The 22,454-nt window shown below is 38.4% G+C and carries 21 protein-coding genes; 18 read left to right on the top strand and 3 right to left on the bottom strand.

Annotated elements, in window-relative coordinates; all coding sequences use genetic code 11:
• The first annotated feature begins 153 nt into the window (after nucleotides 1-153).
• From NSQ62_RS05160 to NSQ62_RS05195, 8 genes are read left to right on the top strand one after another with little or no spacing between them, the layout of a single operon-like run.
• Nucleotides 154-1,026, top strand: a complete 873-nt coding sequence (locus NSQ62_RS05160; protein WP_341322860.1) for a branched-chain amino acid ABC transporter permease — start codon at nucleotides 154-156, stop codon at nucleotides 1,024-1,026.
• The gene (locus NSQ62_RS05165; protein WP_341322861.1) at nucleotides 1,023-2,000 is read left to right on the top strand and encodes a branched-chain amino acid ABC transporter permease; all 978 of its coding nucleotides are present in this window, start codon (nucleotides 1,023-1,025) and stop codon (nucleotides 1,998-2,000) included. The genes NSQ62_RS05160 and NSQ62_RS05165 overlap by 4 nt, the downstream gene beginning before the upstream one ends.
• Complete coding sequence (locus NSQ62_RS05170) at nucleotides 2,000-2,728, top strand: ABC transporter ATP-binding protein (protein ID WP_341322862.1); 729 nt, start codon at nucleotides 2,000-2,002, stop codon at nucleotides 2,726-2,728. The genes NSQ62_RS05165 and NSQ62_RS05170 overlap by 1 nt, the downstream gene beginning before the upstream one ends.
• Nucleotides 2,721-3,431 carry an ABC transporter ATP-binding protein gene (locus tag NSQ62_RS05175; RefSeq protein WP_341322863.1) on the top strand — a complete coding sequence of 237 codons (711 nt, stop codon included), beginning with the start codon at nucleotides 2,721-2,723 and terminating at the stop codon, nucleotides 3,429-3,431. The genes NSQ62_RS05170 and NSQ62_RS05175 overlap by 8 nt, the downstream gene beginning before the upstream one ends.
• A 30-nt stretch (nucleotides 3,432-3,461) precedes the next feature.
• Complete coding sequence (locus NSQ62_RS05180; RefSeq protein WP_341322864.1) at nucleotides 3,462-4,199, top strand: IclR family transcriptional regulator; 738 nt, start codon at nucleotides 3,462-3,464, stop codon at nucleotides 4,197-4,199.
• Between the two features lie 30 nt (nucleotides 4,200-4,229).
• Nucleotides 4,230-5,570, top strand: a complete 1,341-nt coding sequence (locus NSQ62_RS05185) for an MmgE/PrpD family protein (protein WP_341322865.1) — start codon at nucleotides 4,230-4,232, stop codon at nucleotides 5,568-5,570.
• Nucleotide 5,571: 1 nt separating this feature from the next.
• Nucleotides 5,572-6,768 (top strand): CaiB/BaiF CoA-transferase family protein, encoded by a 1,197-nt coding sequence (locus tag NSQ62_RS05190; protein ID WP_341322866.1) that lies wholly within the window; start codon nucleotides 5,572-5,574, stop codon nucleotides 6,766-6,768.
• A 12-nt stretch (nucleotides 6,769-6,780) separates the two neighbouring features.
• Nucleotides 6,781-7,719 carry a hydroxymethylglutaryl-CoA lyase gene (locus NSQ62_RS05195; protein ID WP_341322867.1) on the top strand — a complete coding sequence of 313 codons (939 nt, stop codon included), beginning with the start codon at nucleotides 6,781-6,783 and terminating at the stop codon, nucleotides 7,717-7,719.
• A gap of 229 nt (nucleotides 7,720-7,948) precedes the next feature.
• On the opposite strand, the gene NSQ62_RS05200 is transcribed toward NSQ62_RS05195, so the two are convergent.
• Entirely contained in the window at nucleotides 7,949-9,337 is a 1,389-nt protein-coding gene (locus NSQ62_RS05200) for a glycine--tRNA ligase (RefSeq protein ID WP_341322868.1), read from the bottom strand.
• A gap of 404 nt (nucleotides 9,338-9,741) precedes the next feature.
• Here NSQ62_RS05200 and NSQ62_RS05205 point away from each other — a divergent pair, with 404 nt between their 5' ends.
• The 9 genes from NSQ62_RS05205 to NSQ62_RS05245 all read left to right on the top strand — a co-directional run bounded on the left by NSQ62_RS05205 (nucleotide 9,742) and on the right by NSQ62_RS05245 (nucleotide 18,938).
• Complete coding sequence (locus tag NSQ62_RS05205; RefSeq protein WP_341322869.1) at nucleotides 9,742-10,380, top strand: helix-turn-helix transcriptional regulator; 639 nt, start codon at nucleotides 9,742-9,744, stop codon at nucleotides 10,378-10,380.
• 7 nt (nucleotides 10,381-10,387) lie between these two features.
• Nucleotides 10,388-11,203 carry a pyruvate, water dikinase regulatory protein gene (locus NSQ62_RS05210; protein WP_341322870.1) on the top strand — a complete coding sequence of 272 codons (816 nt, stop codon included), beginning with the start codon at nucleotides 10,388-10,390 and terminating at the stop codon, nucleotides 11,201-11,203.
• Between the two features lie 278 nt (nucleotides 11,204-11,481).
• On the top strand, nucleotides 11,482-13,314 hold the full coding sequence (gene dnaG / locus NSQ62_RS05215) for a DNA primase (protein WP_341322871.1): 1,833 nt from the start codon (nucleotides 11,482-11,484) through the stop codon (nucleotides 13,312-13,314).
• 30 nt (nucleotides 13,315-13,344) lie between these two features.
• Nucleotides 13,345-14,472, top strand: coding sequence for an RNA polymerase sigma factor RpoD (rpoD, locus tag NSQ62_RS05220; protein WP_341322872.1), 1,128 nt, complete (start codon nucleotides 13,345-13,347; stop codon nucleotides 14,470-14,472).
• Nucleotides 14,473-14,660: 188 nt separating this feature from the next.
• Complete coding sequence (locus tag NSQ62_RS05225) at nucleotides 14,661-15,215, top strand: hypothetical protein (protein WP_341322873.1); 555 nt, start codon at nucleotides 14,661-14,663, stop codon at nucleotides 15,213-15,215.
• 161 nt (nucleotides 15,216-15,376) lie between these two features.
• On the top strand, nucleotides 15,377-16,513 hold the full coding sequence (locus NSQ62_RS05230; protein WP_341322874.1) for an acyl-CoA dehydrogenase family protein: 1,137 nt from the start codon (nucleotides 15,377-15,379) through the stop codon (nucleotides 16,511-16,513).
• Between the two features lie 148 nt (nucleotides 16,514-16,661).
• Nucleotides 16,662-16,994: a cytochrome c gene (locus tag NSQ62_RS05235; RefSeq protein ID WP_341322875.1), complete on the top strand. Its 333-nt coding sequence runs from the start codon at nucleotides 16,662-16,664 to the stop codon at nucleotides 16,992-16,994.
• Between the two features lie 130 nt (nucleotides 16,995-17,124).
• Nucleotides 17,125-17,820 carry a tRNA (adenine(22)-N(1))-methyltransferase TrmK gene (locus NSQ62_RS05240; RefSeq protein ID WP_341322876.1) on the top strand — a complete coding sequence of 232 codons (696 nt, stop codon included), beginning with the start codon at nucleotides 17,125-17,127 and terminating at the stop codon, nucleotides 17,818-17,820.
• Complete coding sequence (locus NSQ62_RS05245; protein WP_341322877.1) at nucleotides 17,817-18,938, top strand: Nif3-like dinuclear metal center hexameric protein; 1,122 nt, start codon at nucleotides 17,817-17,819, stop codon at nucleotides 18,936-18,938. Before NSQ62_RS05240 ends, NSQ62_RS05245 begins: the two co-directional genes overlap by 4 nt.
• 82 nt (nucleotides 18,939-19,020) lie before the next feature.
• On the opposite strand, the gene NSQ62_RS05250 is transcribed toward NSQ62_RS05245, so the two are convergent.
• Nucleotides 19,021-20,838 carry a dihydroorotate dehydrogenase gene (locus NSQ62_RS05250; protein WP_341322878.1) on the bottom strand — a complete coding sequence of 606 codons (1,818 nt, stop codon included), beginning with the start codon at nucleotides 20,836-20,838 and terminating at the stop codon, nucleotides 19,021-19,023.
• 90 nt (nucleotides 20,839-20,928) lie between these two features.
• The gene (locus tag NSQ62_RS05255) at nucleotides 20,929-21,897 is read right to left on the bottom strand and encodes a 4-hydroxy-3-methylbut-2-enyl diphosphate reductase (RefSeq protein ID WP_341322879.1); all 969 of its coding nucleotides are present in this window, start codon (nucleotides 21,895-21,897) and stop codon (nucleotides 20,929-20,931) included.
• Between the two features lie 228 nt (nucleotides 21,898-22,125).
• Between NSQ62_RS05255 and NSQ62_RS05260 the strand changes: the two genes are divergently transcribed.
• The gene (locus NSQ62_RS05260) at nucleotides 22,126-22,398 is read left to right on the top strand and encodes a DUF1450 domain-containing protein (RefSeq protein WP_341322880.1); all 273 of its coding nucleotides are present in this window, start codon (nucleotides 22,126-22,128) and stop codon (nucleotides 22,396-22,398) included.
• Nucleotides 22,399-22,454: the final 56 nt, after the last annotated feature.

Below are 22,454 nucleotides of genomic sequence, written 5' to 3' on the forward strand. Positions count from 1 at the left end.
CTTTTGTTCTCTTATGTAATTACTCAAGAAATATTATCGACAAGGCTAAAAAACTTTGTCGATAATATTTAGCATAAAAAATGGAGTGTTAAATTTTAAAATTCATTTAGTTAAGTTGAATGATATTCACATAACTAGATTGGGGGGGTATTTATGACAGCTGAGTTATTTTTCCAGTCTTTAATAGATGGAATTTTAATGGGTGGAATTTATGGTTTAGTAGCGATTGGGTTAACATTAATATTCGGGGTTATGAAAATTATTAACTTTGCTCAAGGTGCATTATTAATGCTAGGTATGTATGTTTCATATTGGTGTTTTGCACTATTTGGGATAAGTCCATACATATCATTGCCATTGAGTGCTGTAATTTTATTCTTTATCGGTATGCTTATACAGCGCGGCGTACTTCAACGTATGTCAGGTGCGCCAGATCACAACCAATTACTGGTGACGCTAGGGATTACGTTATTTATTGAAAACTTAGCATTAGTAGTATTTAAACCTGATTTTCGTAGTATTAATTTAGAAGGAATTCCAAATACAATTTCAATTTTAAATTTAAACATTCATACTACAAAATTAATTGCTTTCGTATTTACAATTGTATTAGCAATTGCACTATTTTATTTTTTAAAGAAAACGTATATAGGAAAAGCGATTCGTGCAACGTCAATCAATTCCGGAGGAGCTGCACTTGTAGGTGTCAACATTAAGAAAATTAACTATATCGCATTTGGTATTGGTGCTGCATTAGCTGGTATTGCTGGTGCGTTAATTTCACCATTTTTCTATACGTCACCTACAGTAGGGTCAAGTTTTATCTTAACGGCTTTTGTTGTCGTTGTTTTAGGTGGTTTAGGAAACTTTTTAGGAGCTTTAGTTGGCGGGGTATTAATTGGTGTAACTGAATCTTTGGGTGGCGCTATTTTACCTGGTAGCCTAAAAGAACTTGTACCTTATGTTATTTTCATTCTTGTTTTAATGTTAAAACCAAATGGGCTGTTTGGAGGTAAGGTGCGATGAAATTAAACAAATCACTGCTCTTTTATGGAATAGGTTTACTAATTTTATTTATTTTCCCCCTCTTTACAGAGAGTCAATATTACTTGCATATTGGAATTTTAATTTTATATAGCGCACTTGTTTCGCAAGCATGGAATATTTTAAGTGGCTACGCGGGGCAGTTCTCGTTTGGACATGCAATGTTCTTTGGTACAGGTGCTTATATTTCATCTATATTTTTTATGAAGTATAATCTTACACCTTGGTTAGGAATGTTTGCTGGAGCTCTAGTGGCAATCGTCATTGCTTTATTTATTGGGTTTTTATCATTCCGTTATAAACTACGCGGTGCTTACTTTAGTTTAGGGACGCTGGCTTTTGCTGAAATTTTACGTATCGTTGTACAAAACTCTAGCTACTTTAATAAAACATTAGGTGTCAATTTACCAATTGGTGATAATCCGCTCATGTTTCAATTTGCTTCACGTACATCATATTACTACGTCATCTTAATTATGTTAGTAATTGTGACACTTATTACACTATGGATCAGTCGTTCACGTCTTGGCTTTAGTTTAATAGCAATTCGTGAAAATGAAGACGCAGCGCAATCTTTAGGAGTCAATACGTTCAGAGCTAAAATGACAGCAATAGCGATTAGTGGTGGGTTAACAGCTATTGGCGGTGCATTTTATGCGCAGTATATCCTATATATCGCACCACCGACAACATTTGGGAATGATGTCTCAGTATCTATTATTTTACCTGCGATTTTAGGTGGTATGGGTACAATCCTAGGACCAATCATTGGGGCATTAATCATTATTCCATTAGGCGAAATTACAGCTCACTTCTTTGGAGGGTTTGCCGGTGTTCACTTAATGGTATATGGACTAATTTTAGTTTTAGTAATTTTATTCTTACCTGAAGGAATCGTTGGATGGGTACAAGAAAAATTACGTTTACGTAAAATGAAAAAGGAGGGGGAAAGTTAATGGCTATACTTACATTAGAAAATGTCACTAAACGATTCTCTGGTCTTGTCGCCGTAAACAATGTTTCATTAGAATTAAATGAGGGTGAGATATTAGGAATGATTGGCCCAAATGGTGCTGGGAAAACAACGTTATTCCACTCGATTTGTGGTTATCATGTACCTACGGAAGGTCGCATTTTACTAAATGGAAAAGAGATTCAAGGACTAAAGCCTGAAAAAATTTGTGTGCAAGGTATTTCACGTACATTCCAAATTGTTCAACCGTTCGGTAATTTAACATTGCTTGAAAATGTTATGGTTGGTGCGTTTAATCAAGTAAGTAAATACGACCAAGCAGAAAAAATTGCAGCAGAGCAATTAGCTTATCTAGGTATGGATCATAAAATGCATGATCGCATGAAAGATTTAACATTCGCTGAACAAAAAAAGGTTGAGGTAGCACGTGCGTTAGCAACAAATCCTAAAATTCTATTTTTAGATGAAGTAATGTCTGGATTAAATCCAACAGAGGTTAATGATTTCATTTCACTTATTAAAGATATTCGAGATAAAGGGATTACTATTTTCTTCATTGAACATTTAATGTCTGCTGTTATGCAATTATCTGATCGTGTTGTCGTGATGCACCTAGGTGAAAAAATTGCAGAGGGACCACCAGAAGTTGTTACAAAGAACCCATTAGTTGTGGAAGCTTACTTAGGAGGAGAGGTGTCAGAGCATGCTTAGAGTTGAAAATCTGTCTGCAGGGTATGGAAATCTTCAAATTTTACGAGATTTAAGTTTTCACGTGAATCAAGGAGAAGTTGTAAGTATTCTAGGAACAAATGGTGCAGGGAAAACGACGACATTGCGTGCCATTTCAGGTTTAATTCCTGTTACAAACGGAGGCATTTATTTTAATGACGTACTCTTAAATAAGAAATCAACGGAATTCATTGTTCAGTCCGGTCTTATTCAAGTACCTGAGGATCGTAAACTCTTTTCGGATATGACTGTACGTGAAAATTTAGAGATGGGTGCATATACAAAATCGACTCGTGCAAACTTCAAAAAAAATCTAGATTATTGCTATGAGCTGTTTCCAATATTAAAGGAACGAGAAACACAAATTTCTGGCACTATGAGTGGTGGTCAACAACAAATGTTAGCGATTGGCCGTGCGTTAATGGCTGAACCAAAATTATTGATTTTGGATGAACCATCTATCGGGTTATCTCCACTCCTAACGAAGCAAGTTTTCGATATTATTTCAGAAATAAAGAAAAATGGCGTAACAATTTTACTAGTAGAACAAAATGTTAATCAAGCGCTTCAAGTAGCAGATAGAGGTTACGTAATTGAAAATGGTGAGATTGCAATAGAAGGTCTAGCGGATGAATTATTAAATGATGATAATCTAAAAGCTGCATACTTAGGAATTTCTACGTAAAATAGTGTGTGAATTGAAGGGAAGGATTAAATGATTAAATCAATTGAGAAAGTTACAATGATCTTAAATCTATTTTCAATTGATAGGCCAAAATTATTGATTAAAGAAATTCAAGAAGAACTCAATATGCCTAAAAGTACAGTATTTCGAATACTTGATACGTTAGAACAAACTAACTATATTCAACGGAACGAAGCAACCCATGAGTATTCATTAGGTTATCAAGTATTTCGATTAGGCAGTATTTATCAAACCAATTTAGATTACCGTAGAATTGCGTTACCGCATATGCAGGCACTAATGGATGAAACCAAGGAAACGGTGGAACTAAATATTATTGATGGCATCAACCGAGTTTGTATTGAAAAAATTGATTCCCCTCTTGATGTTCGAAATTTTGTCCGAGTAGGTGAACGTAAACCTGCATATTTAGGGGCAGCTGGAAAAGTCATGTTGGCATTTTTACCTGAAAATGAATTAGCTGAGATTTTAGAAGAAGTATCGGCTCTCAATGTTATTAACGTGGAAGAGTTGTTAAAAGAACTAAAAGAAATTCAACAAACTGGTTATGCAATCACACACGGTGAGCGTATTTTAGGAACGTATTCAATTTCTGCCCCTATTTTAGGGATAAATGGACAATTAGTTGCAGGCATTAATTTAGCTGGTCCGATTCAGCGATTAACAGAAGAACGTACAGCATTATTAAAAGCAAGATGTATACAAACTGCTGAAAAAATTTCACGATATATGGGGTATTCGCAATAATTTCTGAAGTTTATAGTTAGGGGGATAAGTATGCGTAGCATCGCAGATCAAATAGTAAATGCTCCGATAAGCTATGAGGCACAAACCGTTGAAATGGTGAAAATGACATTGCTAGATACAGTAAGTGCAATTATTTTAGGAATGCACGAGCCTGAAGTGAAAGTTTTAAAAAAGGAAATCCAACGATGGGATAGTGGAAACTATTCCGTAATTGGGGTTGAAGAAAAGTTCTCATTGACAGATGCAGCGTTTGTTATGGGAACAGCTTCTGTAGCTGTTGAATTAGACGAGGGAAATCAATGGAGTAAAGGACATCCATCAGTCCACATTTTACCGATTTTTATCATACATGCTATGTCGGAAAAAACGTATAATGGGAAACAATTTATTGTTGATTTTATTAATAGTTATGAAGCGTGTACTTACTTTGGGAAAATTACTACTTTAAAAAGTGATTTGCATGCACATGGAACCTGGGGTGTACTTGGTTCAGCCGCTGCCCTTGGAATTATTCATAAAGCAAGCAATGAAAAGATGGAACGGTTATTAAATTTAGCCGCTACTTTTGCAACACCCACACAATGGTCAGCCGCACTTGAAGGCGCACAAATTCGCAATGTGTATATCGCAGAAAGTATCGTAGGTGGTCTACGTGCTTGGCAATTAGTAAACGCATCATTCAAGGCGCCACAAGGAAATGCTGAACGTATATATGGCGGTATATTAGGCGAGAAGTTTGATTTGCAAATTCCGTTCCGTGAAAATCTACCAGCTATTGAAAATAGTTATTTTAAGTTTCATGCATTTTGTCGCTATGTGCACGTTCCTTTGGAGATATTTGAATTGATTGTCGTGGAAAAACAAATAGATATTGCTTGTATTGCGTCTGTAACGGTTAAAACTTATGCGAGAGCTGCTACATTGCAATGTAAAAATCCGGAAAATTCACTATCTTCTAAATTCAGCATTCCGTTTGCGTTAGCTGCTTGGGCATATACAGGAAGAACAGATCATGGAATATTTATGGAAAAACTGTATGAATTGGCTCAAATTAAACAATTGGCTGAACGGATTACAGTTATTCATGATTCTACTTTTGATGAAAATTACCCACATGTTATGCCAGCAGAAGTTGAAATTACTTTAACTACAGGTGAGGTGTTTACACATCGTCAAGATTATGCGCTTGGTGGTCCTAATGAAAAAACCGATTATAATGCCTTAGCAAATAAATTTAAAATGAATACGAATCGAATTATTACAGAAAAAGCCCAAGATGAACTCATCCATTTTATTAATACTCTTGAAGAGCAAACAAGTATGAATCAAATTGTTGAAATCGTAAATAGTGGGTTAAAGGGGGATATCTAGTATGAATTTTGGCCCGTTAACAGGTGTTCGAATTTTAGATTTATCGACAATGATTGCCGCACCATTTGGCGCAACATTACTAGGAGATTTTGGTGCCGACGTTATTAAAATCGAAATGCCCGATCGTGGAGATTCATTACGAAGTATGGGACCATTCAAAGAGTCTGAGCCGTTAAGATGGCCAGCGTTAGCTCGAAATAAGAAATCTTTAACATTAGATTTACATACGGAGGAAGGGCAATCTATTTTAAAAAAACTGGTTGCGCAATCAGATGTTGTGATTGAAAACTTCCGTCCAGGCACTTTAGAAAAATGGGGGATTGGTTATGACGTTCTAAAAGAAGCCAATCCAGAAATTATACTAATGCGTGTAAGTGGATATGGCCAAACAGGTCCATATGCAGAAAAAGCTGGTTTTGGTACACCTGCAACAGCTTTTAGTGGATTTACATATTTGCATGGCTATACAGATCGTCCGCCAATTAGCCCCTCATTCTCTTTAGTGGATTACATTACGGGTATTTACGTAGCCTTTGGTGTTGTCTCTGCTCTTTACTACCGCGACGCTAAAGATGGAAATGGCCAAATGATTGATATTGGATTATATGAATCTGTATTTCGCATGATGGAGTTTTTAGTGGCTGATTTTGACCAGAATGGTATTGTAAAGGAGCGTTCACCAGGTTTATCCGGTCATTCAAGTCCCGCAGGTACTTTCCAAACAAAAGATGGTCATTGGATTGTTCTTGTAACTAGTTCTGATCGTACATTTGAACGCTTAGCTGTAGCAATGAATCGTCAAGACATGCTAGAGGATGAAAAGTTTTATACAAACAAAGTGCGTTTAGAAAACTTTGATTTAACGAATGGTATTGTTTCTGACTTTGTTAAAACATTGAATCGAGAGGAATTACAAAGTCTATTAGATGAACACGGTGTTCCAATTAGTCCAATTAATAGCATTGAGGATATTTTTGAAAATCCACAATTTAAGAGTAGAGAAAATATTGTCGAAATTGATCATCCACGTTTAGGCTCAATTAAAATGCCAGGAATCGTTCCTAAGTTTTCTGAAACACCGGGAGCAATTCGAAATGTTGGTCCGGATTTAAGTGAACATACAGATCAAATTTTAAAAGATTTAATCGGCTTATCGGAAAGTGAAATTGTCGAACTTAAAAATAAAAAAATTGTATAGGGGGTATTGTGAATGTTTGAAAAAGTGAATATTGCTGAAGTAAGTTCTCGTGATGGCTTTCAAATTATTAAACAGGATATCCCAACAGAGAAAAAAATAAGCTATTTAAATCAATTAGTCGATTGTGGCTTTGCTCAAATTGAGGTGAGTTCATTTGTACATCCAGCTGCAGTCCCTCAGTTAAAAGATGCCCAGGAAGTGTTTCGTGAAATTAAACGACAAAACGATGTTGTGTATCGCGCTTTAATTCCTAATTTACGCGGATTAGATCGTGCCATTGATGTTGGTGTTGATAAAGTGAAATTAATGTTATCTGCAACAGATGCTCATAGTTTACACAATGCCAATGCTACGACCTTTGACGCCATGCGTGAATTTCCAACAATCTATGAAAAAGCATCTGAAACTCATATTAAAGTAGGGGGTTCTATCGCAGTTGCATTTGGTTGTGCTTATGAAGGTAAGGTTCCGATTGAACGACATTTAAAAATTTGTGAGGAATACGATAGTATTGGCATTCATGATATTTCATTAGCTGATACAACGGGGATGGGCAATCCATACTTAATAAAGGAAGTAATCACGGCATTAAAAGAAGCTTACCCACATTTTAATTTTTCACTGCATCTGCACAATACGCGCGGAATGGCATTTGCGAATGCAGTCGCTGGTTATGAGGTAGGTATTCGAGATTTCGATAGTTCTATTGGTGGTATTGGTGGTTGCCCTTATTTACCATTAGCTGCGGGCAATATCTCTACTGAAGATATTGTACACGGTTTTGAAGAGATGGGTATACCAACTGGTGTTCAATTAGATAAAGTCATACAAATTGCTCGTCAAAATCAATTAGATTATCCTAGCTATGTAAATAGTTTTGTAATGAAAGCTGGAACAAATAAAGATTTATCTATTGCTCCAGGCAAGCAAGTAAAAAAAGGCAATGCCTGAGTAAACTGAAGATCCTAAAGAATGGTTTACGTATTTTAGACGTGCATATCAAATAATTATTAGGTCGCTTACTCCTAAATTAAAGGGGAGCTAAGTAGCCTAATTTTTTTGTATCCGTTTTTCATTATAAGCTTTGCTTCCGTATTCATGTCACTTGTTATAAAGTTATAAAAAACACCTCTGTTAATGTTAATCATTAACAGGGGTGTTAGTATGTTACTTTATGAAATTAGAATTGTAAGAGAGATTCGATATAAGCTTTTACATCAGCAATCGGCATACGTGTTTGTTCCATAGAATCACGGTGACGTACTGTAACTTGGCCGTCTTCTTTTGAATCGAAGTCGTACGTGATACAGAATGGTGTACCAATTTCGTCTTGACGACGGTAGCGTTTACCAATTGATTGAGACTCATCAAAGTCAACTGGGAAAGCTTTACGTAAGTCAGCCCATACTTCGCCTGCTTCGTCTGATAATTTTTTCGATAATGGTAATACAGCTGCTTTAAATGGTGCTAAAGCTGGGTGGAAGCGTAAAACGGTACGCTTGTCATCGCCTTCTAAAGCTTCTTCATCATAAGCGTCGCATAAGAATGCTAATGTTACACGGTCAGCACCTAAAGATGGCTCGATGCAGTATGGTACATAACGTTCGTTTGTTAATGGATCAATGTAAGTGAAATCTTCACCTGAGTGTTCCATATGTTGTTTTAAGTCGAAGTCTGTACGGTCAGCGATACCCCATAATTCGCCCCAACCGAATGGGAAGCGGAATTCGATATCAGAAGTTGCGTTTGAGTAGTGAGATAACTCATCTTCCTCATGGTCACGCATACGCATAGATTCTTCGTTCATGCCTAAGTTTAATAACCAATTTTTACAGAAGTTTTTCCAGTATTCATGCCACTCTAAGTCTTCACCTGGTTTACAGAAGAATTCTAATTCCATTTGTTCGAATTCACGTGTACGGAATGTGAAGTTACCTGGCGTGATTTCGTTACGGAATGATTTACCCACTTGTGCAATACCAAATGGTGTACGTTTACGCATTGAGCGTTGTACGTTTTTGAAGTTAACGAAAATCCCTTGTGCTGTTTCAGGGCGTAAGAAGATTTCGTTTGTTGAAGATTCTGTTACACCTTGGAACGTTTTAAACATTAAGTTGAATTGACGGATGTCTGTAAAATCAATTTTACCGCAATCTGGACAAGCTACTGTTAACTCTTCCATTTTTGCTTTCATTTGGTCGAATGTCATACCGTCAACGATGATTTCTTCACCTGTTTTAGCAAGGTTCGCATCCTCGATTAATTTGTCCGCACGGTGACGCGCCTTACATGCTTTACAGTCGATCATTGGGTCGTTGAAGTTCCCAACGTGACCAGATGCAACCCAAGCTTTTGGGTTCATTAAAATTGCAGCGTCTAATCCTACATTATGTTCAGATTCCTGAACGAATTTTTGCCACCAAGCTTTTTTAACGTTGTTTTTTAATTCCACACCTAGAGGACCGTAATCCCAAGTGTTTGCTAAACCGCCGTAAATTTCAGAACCCGGGAATACAAAGCCACGGTGTTTTGCTAATGCTACGATAGTTTCCATTGATTTTTGTGTCATGAAAAATTCCTCCTATTTGAATCAGTTATGTCTTGGCCTACTTGTAAAGCAGGCCAAATCAAGATAAAAAGCACCCGTCCCCGGGCAAGTTTATGCCCGGGGACGAGTGCTGAATAAACAATACCCGCGGTTCCACCCCGCTTGTTTTTATGTAAAATAAAAACCTCTTTTAAAAAATAAGCTCAGGGGTGCCGTTTCACAATTCTAGTCGTAGGCTTACACTATCCCTACTCGCTTGTAGTCGAATTGATACTTATTAATCCCGTCATTGCTTGCATATACAGTTAAATGTCCGAACAACTTGTTCGTTCGCTCATATTGTAGCAAAAGATTCTTTTCTTCGCAATAAAGAAGAATATAGTATATAATAATTCAGGAATAAGTATAACATTTTTTTGAAGCGGGTGAGTCTAATAGAACTCAATAAACGTCAAGATGCGATCTTGCAAATTGTAAAAGAAAACGGCCCTATTACGGGCGAGCATATTGCCGAGCGCCTTGGATTAACGCGCGCTACATTACGACCAGACTTAGCGATTTTAACAATGGCAGGCTTTTTAGATGCGCGACCACGTGTCGGCTATTTTTATGCCGGAAAAAAAGCTTCGGTCGTATTAACAGAGGCTATGCTGAACTTAAAAGTAAAAGATTTCCGATCATCACCAGTCGTCGTGCCCGATCACATGACGGTTTACGATGCGATTATTTATATGTTTTCAGAGGATGTCGGAACATTATTTGTTATTGACCGCGATGAAATCCTGCAGGGTGTTTTATCACGTAAGGACTTATTGCGCTCAAGCATTGGTTCACAAGAGCTGAATAAACTTCCTGTGCATATGATTATGACGCGTATGCCAAACATTGCTTATTGTACAAGCTCAGAATCATTAGTCGAGGCAGCGAAAAAGTTGATTGATCGTGAAATTGATTCCATGCCGGTTGTAGAAGAGACAGAGCAAGGGATTAAAGTCGTAGGGCGTTTAACGAAAACGAATATTACACGTGCGTTCATTTCGTTAGCTGAGACGCACGATTTATAGGTGAACGATGAAAAAAATAACGATTTTTGTTGTTTCTGATTCTGTTGGTGAAACAGGTGAAGCGGCAGTAAAGGCTGCAGTCAGTCAATTTCGACCGGATTTTGATGGCGTAAGAATTCGCAAGTTTCCTCACATTAATAAACGCGAGCTTCTCGAAAAGATTGTTCATATCGCGGTATTAAATGAGGCGACAATCATCTTTACATTGGTTGCAGTAGAAATGCGCCAAGCTATGCAAGAACTCGCAATGCAAAATCAAATTCCAGCGATTGATTTACTCGGTTCCATGATTGATTTAATCGGGCAGACGACAGGTGAAAAACCGTTACAAAAACCAGGACTTGTACATAAGCTTGACGATGATTACTTTAAAAAAATCGAAGCGATTGAATTTGCTGTCAAGTACGATGATGGCCAAGATCCACGCGGGATTTTGTTAGCGGATATTGTATTAGTCGGGGTTTCGCGTACTTCGAAAACACCGCTCTCGCAATATTTAGCACATAAAAGCTATAAGGTAGCGAATGTACCGCTTGTACCTGAAGTGACGGCACCGTCAGAGCTGTGGGAAATTGATCCGAAAAAATGCTTTGGGCTCGTCATTACACCAGAAAAATTAAACAATATACGAAAAGAACGTTTAATCACACTGGGGTTAACCGAAGATGCATTTTACGCGCAACAATCTCGAATTGAGCAAGAAATTAGCTATTTTTATAGTATTGTTGATAAGATAGGGTGTCAGGCGATTGATGTAACGAATCGTGCTGTTGAAGAGACAGCGCATAAAATTATCGATTTATATGAACGAGAATGTAAATAACAGTGAAAACCACCTCGAAATTTTTTTTGTGAGGAGGTTTTTTTACGGTTTGAACCGAATCTTTAAGTATTAGAAAAATATGCCTGGATTTTGTTGATTGCCTCATGTTTTTACATGTTTTACTTAAAAAATATAGCGATAAATGTCTTTTTGTTTTATAATAATAAAATTGTGGTAAAAATATTATTTATAGAGAAGTTATAATATTTATTCTTAAAAATTTGTCGAAATTTAGAGGATATTTGTAACTCATCTCGAAATATACAGATGGTGATAAAGTGGCTGGGAAAATACCTGAACATGTTATTGAGCAGATTCGTTCACAGTCTGATATAGTCGACGTGATTAGTGACTATATGCAGTTAACGAAAAGAGGGCGCAACTATTTTGGATTATGTCCATTTCATGGGGAGCAAACACCCTCTTTTTCCGTGTCTCAAGAAAAGCAAATTTTTCACTGTTTTGGCTGTGGTGCGGGAGGAAACTCGATTACGTTTGTTATGGATATCGAGCATATTCCATTTCCAGATGCACTTGTCAAACTAAGCCAGCGTGCCGGCATTCCGCTGGAGGTTGAGCTTTCTAGCGATCAACAGAAGGAAAGTAATCCTTTTTCAAAAAAAGAACAACAAATGCGCGAGGCACATGCATTTGCAGTAGAGTTTTATCATCATATTTTAATGAACACCGAAGACGGAGAACCTGCGTTAAATTACTTACTTGAACGAGGATTTACGCGCGAGCAAATCGAAACGCATCAAATTGGATGGGCAATGCCAAATTGGGATACGCTGTCCATGCTATTAGAGCGTAAAGGGTTTGATTTGGAGGAAATGGCTGAAGGCGGGCTGATTATTCCTAAAGAGAGTGATGGGAGTTATTTTGATCGCTTTAGGGGACGAATTATGTTTCCAATTCGAGATGAAAACGGCAAGACCATTGCCTTTTCGGGTAGGATATTAAATACAGATGGTGATGATGCCAAATATTTAAATAGTCCCGAAACGCCAATATTCCATAAAAGTCAGGTGCTTTATAATTTAGATAAAGCACGTGCGTCGATTCGCAAAACGAGACAAGTGATTTTGATGGAAGGTTTTATTGATGTATTAGCGGCGAATCGTGCAGGCGTATACAATGCGGTTGCTACGATGGGTACGTCTCTTACAGCCCAGCATATTACAAAGCTTAAGCGCTTAGTGCAGCAAGTTACAGTTTGCTATGATGGTGATAATGCTGGCTTTGAGGCGGCCAAGCGTGCAGCGCAAATGCTTCACGATGAGCAATTGAAAGTCGAAGTTTCGGTTTTACCAGACAAGCTTGACCCGGATGAGTATATCCGAATAAATGGCGTAGAAGTCTTTAAAGACCAAATCATTGAAAAGCCATATGCTTATATTGCATTTATGATGATGCATGCTAAGCGCGGTAAAAACTTTCAATTTGAAAATGATACATTGCAATATATTCAGGAAGTATTGGAAACGCTAAAGGGTAATACTTCCCCAACAGAACGAGATTTATACATTCGTCAAATCGCAGCGGATACGAATATTTCACCAGAAGCGATTAGTGCCCAACTTCGTAAACTTACAGCCGATACGGTGAAAGAACAAAAGCGAAGTCAGGTTGTGCTACAAACGCCACAAAGTGAGCTCGTGAAGCAAGAGCGAAAACGAGATGCAACAGACCGCGCAGAAAGCCTATTACTTGCGCATATGCTGCATGATGTAAATGTTGTCAACAAAGTGCTTAAAAATGGTAACAATGAGCCATTTATTCACGAAGAATTTTTAGCAGTTTTTGTAAGGCTAGTCGGCTTTTATGAAGAATATGAAATGGCCGATTTTCATCGCTTTGTCGAGGTGTTAAATGACGCTGAATTGCGCAAAATTGTTATGGAGGCAGCATATATTGATCGCGACCCCGAACATGGAAACGCAGAAATTACCGATTGCTTAAAGCAAATCGAAAAGCGTCGCCTCGAATTACAAAGAGAGCAGTTAATACATGACCAAAATGAAGCGATAAAGATGTTTGAGTCTAGAAAGGCTCTTGAAATTGCTCAGAAAATTATGGACATTAACAGAAAAATAAAGATGGGCAATTAACGCGATTGTTTTTTAGAAGGAGGAAGGTTTATGGCGGACAAGTCAAAACATTCAAAAGATACGGTGGTTAACGGGGTTTCATTAGAACAAATTAAGAAACAACTTTTAGCAAAAGCGAAAGCAGTTGGCGAAATTTCTATGAAAGAAATTTCAGATACACTAGCATTTTTTGAATTAGAAAACGAAGAAATTTTCAACTTTGCCGATGAAATCGAGAAAAGCGATGTAACGGTTGAAGGTAAAGAAGAGTTTGAAGAAGAATCACTTTCAAAACAAGAATCAAGTGAAGAAGTATTTGATTTAAATGATTTAAGTGTTCCTCCTGGCGTTAAAATTAATGACCCAGTTCGTATGTATTTAAAAGAAATCGGTCGTGTTGACTTACTTTCTGCTGAAGAAGAAGTTCGTTTAGCAGAGCGTATCGAGCAAGGTGACGAAGAAGCACGTAAGCGTTTAGCAGAAGCAAACTTACGTCTTGTTGTATCGATTGCAAAACGTTACGTAGGACGTGGTATGTTATTCCTTGATTTAATTCAAGAAGGTAACATGGGTCTTATTAAAGCGGTTGAAAAATTTGATCACCGTAAAGGATTCAAATTCTCAACTTATGCAACGTGGTGGATTCGTCAAGCAATTACACGTGCGATTGCTGACCAAGCACGTACAATTCGTATCCCAGTACACATGGTTGAAACAATTAATAAGCTTATCCGTGTACAACGTCAACTACTTCAAGACTTAGGCCGTGAACCTTCTCCAGAGGAAATCGGAGAAGAAATGGATCTAACACCTGAAAAAGTACGTGAAATTTTAAAAATCGCTCAAGAGCCCGTTTCACTTGAAACGCCAATTGGTGAAGAAGATGATTCACACTTAGGTGATTTCATCGAAGACTCAGAAGCACAATCTCCAGCAGATCATGCAGCGTATGAGTTATTAAAAGAACAATTAGAAGACGTGTTAGATACATTAACAGACCGTGAAGAAAACGTATTACGTTTACGTTTTGGTTTAGATGATGGCCGTACACGCACATTAGAAGAGGTTGGTAAAGTGTTTGGCGTTACACGTGAGCGTATTCGTCAAATCGAGGCAAAAGCCTTACGCAAGCTTCGTCATCCATCTCGTTCAAAACGTTTAAAAGATTTCTTAGAATAGAAATTGCATAAAAGATGAAGACACAATTTCTGTGCTTCATCTTTTTTTTACATAAAAGGGAGTATATTAGTTGAAAAGTAATGGTTTTAAAGAACTGCGATGCTACTTTTTACAGATGTTTCGAAGTGTTTTTTTACTTACAATAAAAGGGAGAATGAAATACATATTATGAGATTTGGAGCGGAATTATGTCAAATCAAAAGAAACAAATCATTATGAACGAAATTACTTTTTGGAAACAAAATAAGCTGTTACCAGAACATTACTGTGATTTTTTAATGACGCTTTATTCAGAAGGAAATCAACAGGTAGAAATAGAGGGTAAAGTTAAAAATTCAGTGAAGAGTGTTGAGAAACGTAAAAAGCTGAGCTTTGCTGTATTTTTTCCAATAGTTGCTGCGGTCATTGTCATGTTACTATTCACAATGCAATATGAGTGGGTTGTCATTGCAGTTGCGGGCGTCTTTGCGGCCTGTTGTTTGCTTGGCGCAATCTACTTTGCAAAGAAGAATAACATACTTGCAACGATGCTACAGTTAGCAACAGCACTTTTAGCATTAGGCGTAACATTAAAAATTTGTACAACATATTTTGCTGGCAATAACGAAATGCTGTATGTACTATTACTTATCAACTGTGTATTTTGGCTATTAAGTGGGATCACAATGCGTATTGTTTATTTTACGATTTCAGGTGTATTAGGAATCCTCGTAATAGTAGGCGCATGGATGTATTTTTTATAGTGTTAAAGACAATGGATTATTTTTTAATAATCCATTTTTTTATGTATTTTTTAAAGTGTGAAAAAAGAATAATATTCTCGAAAATACGTATTTTCTGTAAAAATAACTAGTTTTAGATTACAATAGTTTTGTAAACTATGTTGGTTGAGAGGATGAATGAAATGAATTTTGATTTATCGCAAGAACAAGCAATGTTACAGAAAATGATTCGAGAATTTTCCGATGAAGTGGTGGCACCAGGTGCGGTAGAGCGTGATCGGACGAAGGCGTTTCCACTTGAAGTGTTCAAGGAGCTTTCACAAATGGGCATTATGGGCTTGCCATTTTCAGAGGAATACGGCGGGGCTGGGGCAGATACGGTTAGCTTTGCGATCGTCACTGAAGAATTAAGTCGTGTTTGTGCGTCAACGGGCATTACATATTCGGCGCACATTTCACTTGGTGGTGCACCACTTCACTTATTTGGAACAGAACAGCAAAAACAAAAATACTTGACGCCAATTTGTACAGGAGAATCTTTTGGTGCTTTCGGTTTAACCGAGCCAAATGCAGGGTCGGATGCGGGTGGTACGGAAACGTCAGCAACGTTATCGAACGGCGAATTTGTCATCAATGGTACGAAAGTATTCATTACGAATGCAAGCTACGCCAAGCATTTAGCATTAACAGCGATTACCGACCGTAAAGGAGATAAAAAAGAAATTAGTGCGATTATAGTCCCAACGGATGCGCCAGGCTTTACGATTAAATCTGAGTACGAAAAAATGGGCTTACATGCTTCAAATACAACAGAGCTCATCCTACAAGATGTCCATGTACCCGAAGAGAATCTACTCGGTGTGCGCGGGAACGGCTTTAAGCAGTTTTTAACGACGCTTGATGGGGGACGTATTGGGATTGCGGCGATGGCGGTCGGCATTGCGCAAGGTGCTTTAAATAAAGCGTTGAACTATGCAAAAGAACGCAAACAATTTGGTAAAACGCTAGCAGATTTTCAAGCAACACAGTTTAAATTAGCGGATATGGAGGTAAAGGTTCAACTAGCAAGAACTTTTGTTTACAAGGCGGCTTGGCTGAAAGATCAAGGGCGACCATTTGGTAAAGAAGCAGCGATTGCAAAATACTACGCTTCAGAAATGGCGATGGAAGTATGTGACGAAGCGATTCAAATTCATGGTGGCTACGGTTATATGAAAGAATACGAAGTCGAACGCTTCATGCGCGATGCGAAATTACTTGAAATTGGCGAAGGTACATCTGAAGTCCAAAAAATGGTGATTGCAAGACATATCTTATAATGTCCACTCAAATTGGTAAAATTGTTACAAAGATAGTAAAAGTTATGCTATAAGTCTTCCCGTTTTTTACAGAATCAAGTACAATTAGAATTGTTTACTAGGCGCTTGTCTAGCAGTAATAGAATAATTAATGAGGGAGGGGAACTCTATGAAAAACAATCCACTAATTCCTTACGTGCTTATCGTGGTATTCGGTATTGGTCTAATTTTCTTCATGTCATTTATGGGTGCAGCTGATAAAAATAGTGCGGATGAGGATCATGGTTCAACTGCTGAAATCAGCGGTGAAGAGGTAGCTCAAAAGAACTGTATTTCTTGTCACGGTGGCGACTTACAAGGTCAAGGCACAACTCCAGCAATCACTGGCTTAGATGCTGAGCATATTAAAGAAGTAGCATTAAACGGTCAAGGAAACATGCCAGCAATTCTTAAATCAGATGCAGAGGCTCAGGCTGTAGCAGAATATATTTCTGGTCTATAATTGTAAAAGTGTAGAGGTAGAGTAATCTATTTCTACACTTTTTTGCGTTGTAAAGGACTTAAGCGAGACGTGCTCTAGAAATTTTTATATAATGAAAGTACTTTGTTATATAGAAAAGAGGAACTAACTTATGAACGCACAAAAACTTTCAAAACGATTAGAAATGGTGGCGTCATTTGTCCCAACAGGAGCAATTGTAGCGGATATCGGAAGTGACCATGCGTACTTGCCATGTTACTTAGTACATAAAGGCATTGCATCGCGTGCAGTGGCTGGTGAAGTTGTGCAAGGTCCTTATGATTCAGCGGTGCGTCAAGTACGCACAGAAGGGCTGTCAGACAAGATTGCGGTACGTTTAGCGGATGGTCTAGCGGCTGTAGAAGAAGCCGATAGTGTAACAGCAGTAACAATTGCTGGGATGGGTGGTCCGTTAATCGTGTCGATTTTAGAAAAGCATCCCGAAGCGCTAAAAACAGTGACGCGTTTAATTTTACAGCCAAATATTCATGCAAAAGCTATTCGTGAATGGGCAGTACAACATGGCTGGGCACTGCAAGATGAAGTGATTTTAGAAGAGGACGGCAAAGTATATGAGGTGCTTGTCTTACAACGCGGATCAATGGATTTAACAGAAGCTCAAACGCTACTTGGACCAAAACTAATGAACACAAAAAGTGATGTATTCGTTGAGAAATGGTCTCGTGAAGTTGCAAATTGGCAGCGTGTACAGCAAGCGATTGCCAGTGCAGAGCCAACAGCAGAAAATAAAGCAAAATCTGAAGAGCTTGCGCATTTAATCGAACTTGTGCAGGAGGCGATTTCATGAAATCGGTAAACGGTAACGAAATTATTCAACTGTTTGAATCATGGTCACCGAAAAAATATGCCTGTATGCCAAACGATCCGATTGGTTTAGCAATTGGCACACTCAATAAACCGATATCAAACGTATTGGTAACACTAGATGTTACCCATGAAGTTGTAGATGAAGCAATCGCGCAAGGTTGCGAATTAATCATCGCACATCACCCTCCAATTTTCATGAAGCTCTCCAATTTACGCACAGATAATCCACAAGGTGCGTTGTACGAAAAATGTCTAAAAAACGACATCGCGGTATATGCAGCACATACGAACTTAGACGTCGCACCAGGTGGAGTCAATGATTTACTAGCAGATGCACTTAAGCTTGAGAACCGTCAAATTCTTGATCATTCTTATGACGAGCACATGATGAAGCTTGCCGTATTCGTACCAACGACTGAAAGTGAAGCAATGCGTGAGGTGTTAGCGAAAGCTGGGGCTGGGCGTATTGGGAACTATGAGGCATGTAGCTACACACTTGCTGGAGAAGGGCGCTTCCGTGCACTAGACGGCGCAAATCCAACAGTAGGTGAAGTGGGCGAACTTCATGTAGAACGAGAAGAAAAAGTAGAAGTCGTGTTCCCAAGCTCGATTAAAAATAAAGTGTTAAAGGCGATGCTAAACGCGCATTCGTATGAGGAGCCAGCGTATGATTTAATGGCGATGGAGATCAAGACCAATGAGCAAGGTTTAGGTCGTATTGGGAAATTAAAAGAGCCGATGACATTAAAAGAATTTGCGGAGTTTGTGAAAGTACAGCTAGACGTACCCGCATTACGCGTTGTAGGGCCACTTGATCGTTCTGTGCAAAAGGTAGCGGTTGTTGGTGGTGACGGTAACAAATACATCAAAACGGCGAAATTTGCGGGTGCTGATGTGTTTGTGACGGGTGATATCGGCTTCCATATGGCACAAGATGCAGAAGTGAACGGTTTAAGTATTGTTGACCCAGGACATCATGTGGAAAAAGTGATGATTAAAGGGGTTGCAGATAAGATGACACAGCTATGTGCAGTGAAAAAATTACCTGTAACGTTTATTGAGTCAAACGTACACACGGAACCATTTAAGTTTATTTAACTTAATTCAGATGGAATTCAAATCCCATCTGAATTAAATGGCTGATGTCACAGATTTAATAAAGTTGTTTACTAGCTGTGTTCTAGTAAACAACTTTTTTTTGCTGTGTTAAATAAGAATAGGAAAGCGCTAAGCCGAGCAAATAAATAACGCATAAAAAATACAACGGCAATAGATGAATAAAGCTTGTATAGCCAATCACAAAATGTGTGCCAATACCCGCAACAAAGGCCGGGAGCGCACCTAGAAGTAGTGTATACCAGAGCCAACGTTCTCCGGCACGAAAGCCCCATAGCGACAGACATAAGACAAGAATACCCGTGCTAATAAGCGCACTCCCAAAGCCAGCACGGTCATGGGCAATGACTGGAATTAATTGATCACTTATCGTTTCTAACATCGCGCGGTCCATACATAAAAAGCTAATATCTGTCGTCACAAATACCTTGGTGATGCCAATAATGGAAATAACGACACCCCCAATGACCAATGAAAAACCAAGGATAACAAAAAACAGTTGTCCATAGAGTGCGCGCATCCAAGTGCGGTCGTTCGTTTCATGCCAAGACATGGGACTTGCCTTTAACGCTTTTCCCTCACGCCAACTTAACCAATAAATCGGCGCAAGTAACAACCAAAATAAGCCGTGAAGCCAATCAAAATAACCGTAGCCAATAAATAAAAGTATGCCTAAAAATCCGCTAATGGCCGCACTATGAAAGGTAATCTTTGCCCAGTGTAAACCGCGCCGCAAACCAAAATAAGCGAGTGCCATATAAAGAAGACTTGCTGAAATCATTGTCCCCGCAAGCGACATGCGGTCATGAGCCATAAAGGCTAAAATGTTTGGATTTACGACATTTAATTGGTCACGTGTAAGTCCGATGGAATTTACATCATACTGTAAAATAACAGTGTTTAATGCGAAAAATAAGGCAAGTAAACCACCAATAAAAATCGAAAGCCCAAATAAAAAGGACCAATGCCACTGTTGAGGTGGGGGCTTAGGGAGTGCCTCATATAATAGACGTTCATGTATGCGTTTTGGTAATCCAGGCCCAGATTTTACATAGCCTTCTGTTAGTAGCATCAAATCAGCGCCAGCAGCTGTTAGTGTAAGCGCATCAGCAGGTGTCCTAATCCCGCCAGTTGTGATGATAGGTAGCTGTGGGGAATTCGTTTTAATACTAGACGCAGCCTGCTGTAAGGTGAGTAAACTATCTTTTTGTTCGACCATTCGATCTTCGACTATTGTATAGGATGGATTGAGCACAATGCCGTCAACTATAAATGGAATAGAATCGCTAGGTATAATTTGATCAGCGGTCATGATTAGATAGCAAGGAATGCCAACTGCTTTATTGAGTAACTTTACTTGCTGAGGGTGTAAAAAGAGCCCATCAACAAATGGGATTAATTGTTCGAGACATGTATGTAAGTCATGGGTGTTTAAGCTGTCATCAAGTCGTGCAAATATAGGAACATCAAAGGGCGTTTTGATGAGTTGACGCAAGGCTCTTTTTAACGGCACTTTTTCCGGTAATTGGGAAAACGCGATTTGATCTGCAAGCCACACAGGAGGTATTTGCGTTTTGGGTTCTTTTAAAACAATTGGCCCAATTTCTAAAAAACCAAAGCCGAGCCCTTGAAAAGCAGGCATGCCCGTCAGTAGAGGGTCAATGGAGCCACTTAGCCCGATTGGTGATTTGAAATGAGTATCATGTATTGTTTTTTGTAATAAGAGACTTGTTTTGTTATGCCCTAAAAACTCAATGATGTGTTTTCCACCTGGAATTTTTGCGATCGTACACATGCTCGTGTGAATGAACTGACGACTGTTTTTCGCTTCTACTTTTGATAAGATTGCTTGTTTTAACGGTTGATAGGACCAATCTGGCATGCAATTCACCACCGAATGTTAGAGTAGCTTTAGTTTACCATAGTGCGTAGTAATAGGAAAAAGCGCTGCAACGTAATGCAGCGCTTTTTCTTAGTATGGCATAATTTTATCTACTGGTTTTGGTGTTTTAATTTTCGGCAAGATTTTATCTAATGTTACTGAGCGAACAATCTCGTGTGTAGCAGGGTCGTTTTTGTCGAATTTTTCGATGAAATTGATCACTTCTCGAACAATTGGTGTTGGTGTAGACGCACCAGCTGTAATTGCTACAGTTTCAACATTATCAAACCAATCTAATTTAAGTTCCGAAATATCGGAAATGCGGTAAGATGGTGTACCAGCAATTTCAACGGATACTTGTGTTAAGCGATTCGAGTTATTTGATTTTGGATCGCCTACTACGATTAATAGATCCGCTTGTCCGGCCTGTTCAGCAACTGCTTCTTGACGTACTTGTGTAGCTAGGCAAATTTCCTTGTGTACTTCGATATGTGGGAATTTTTCCTTTAAGCTCTCCATTAAAAATGCTACATCCCATTGACTCATTGTCGTTTGGTTCGTTACTAAGATTTTATCTGTTTTAAATGATAGATTGTCAATGTCATGTGTTGATTGGACAAGGTGAACATGTTCAGGGGCAACACCAATTGCGCCTTCTGGTTCTGGGTGGCCTTTTTTGCCGATATAGACGATTTCGTAACCTTCAGCCGTTTTTTCACGAATTAAATCATGCGTTACCGTTACATCAGGACATGTAGCATCAATGGAAACGAGACCTTTACGCTTCGCAATCTCACGGATTTTAGGAGAAACACCATGTGCTGTAAAGATTACCGTTCCTTCGTTCACTTGTTCAATAATTTCTTCACGGTTCTCACCATCTAACGTAATAATGCCGTCTTGTTCAAATGCGTCCGTTACATGTTTATTGTGCACAATCATACCTAGGATATAGATTGGTCTTGGTAATGTTGTATCAAGTGCTGCATTGCGTGCGATGACCATTGCATCGACAACACCGTAGCAATAGCCACGTGGGGTAATTTTAATGACTTTCATTATGTGAAACTCCCTTCAAAACTCTGTAATCTATATTATATAGGACGTTATATGATTATTCAAAGTTCGATTCCCGCAATTGAAAATGAATTGTTTTGGAAATCTGTTTAAAGGAACGATTTATAGCCTTAAGTTGGTCAAAAAATTATGTTTTTTTAACGTGTTTATAAGAAATGTAGGGTGGAATTTTTGTATAATGATGGCAGTAAGGAAGAAGGGGGAAAGAGCGTGGCATTTTCATTTTTTAAACGGAAAAAGGATTTGAAAAATCAGGTGGAATTTTGCATAACCAACCTTTCACTAGGCGCGGCTGATGTTTATGACGTATTAATCGAACGTGATGATGTAGAAATTTCGGAATCTGGATGTACGTCAAACTGTGAAATTTGTGAATGTCAGCTGTTTGCGATTGTGAATGGGGAAATTATTCAGCACGATACAGCACATCAGCTATTAGAGGCAGTTGAAAAAGAGCTAGAAGAAAATTCGGTAGTTGTATAGGCAGGGGATACTTCAAATAAATTTTTCTTTCAGTTGTACCTATCTGCCAATTATTG

This window comes from Solibacillus sp. FSL H8-0523 (assembly GCF_038051985.1).
GTDB lineage: Bacteria > Bacillota > Bacilli > Bacillales_A > Planococcaceae > Solibacillus.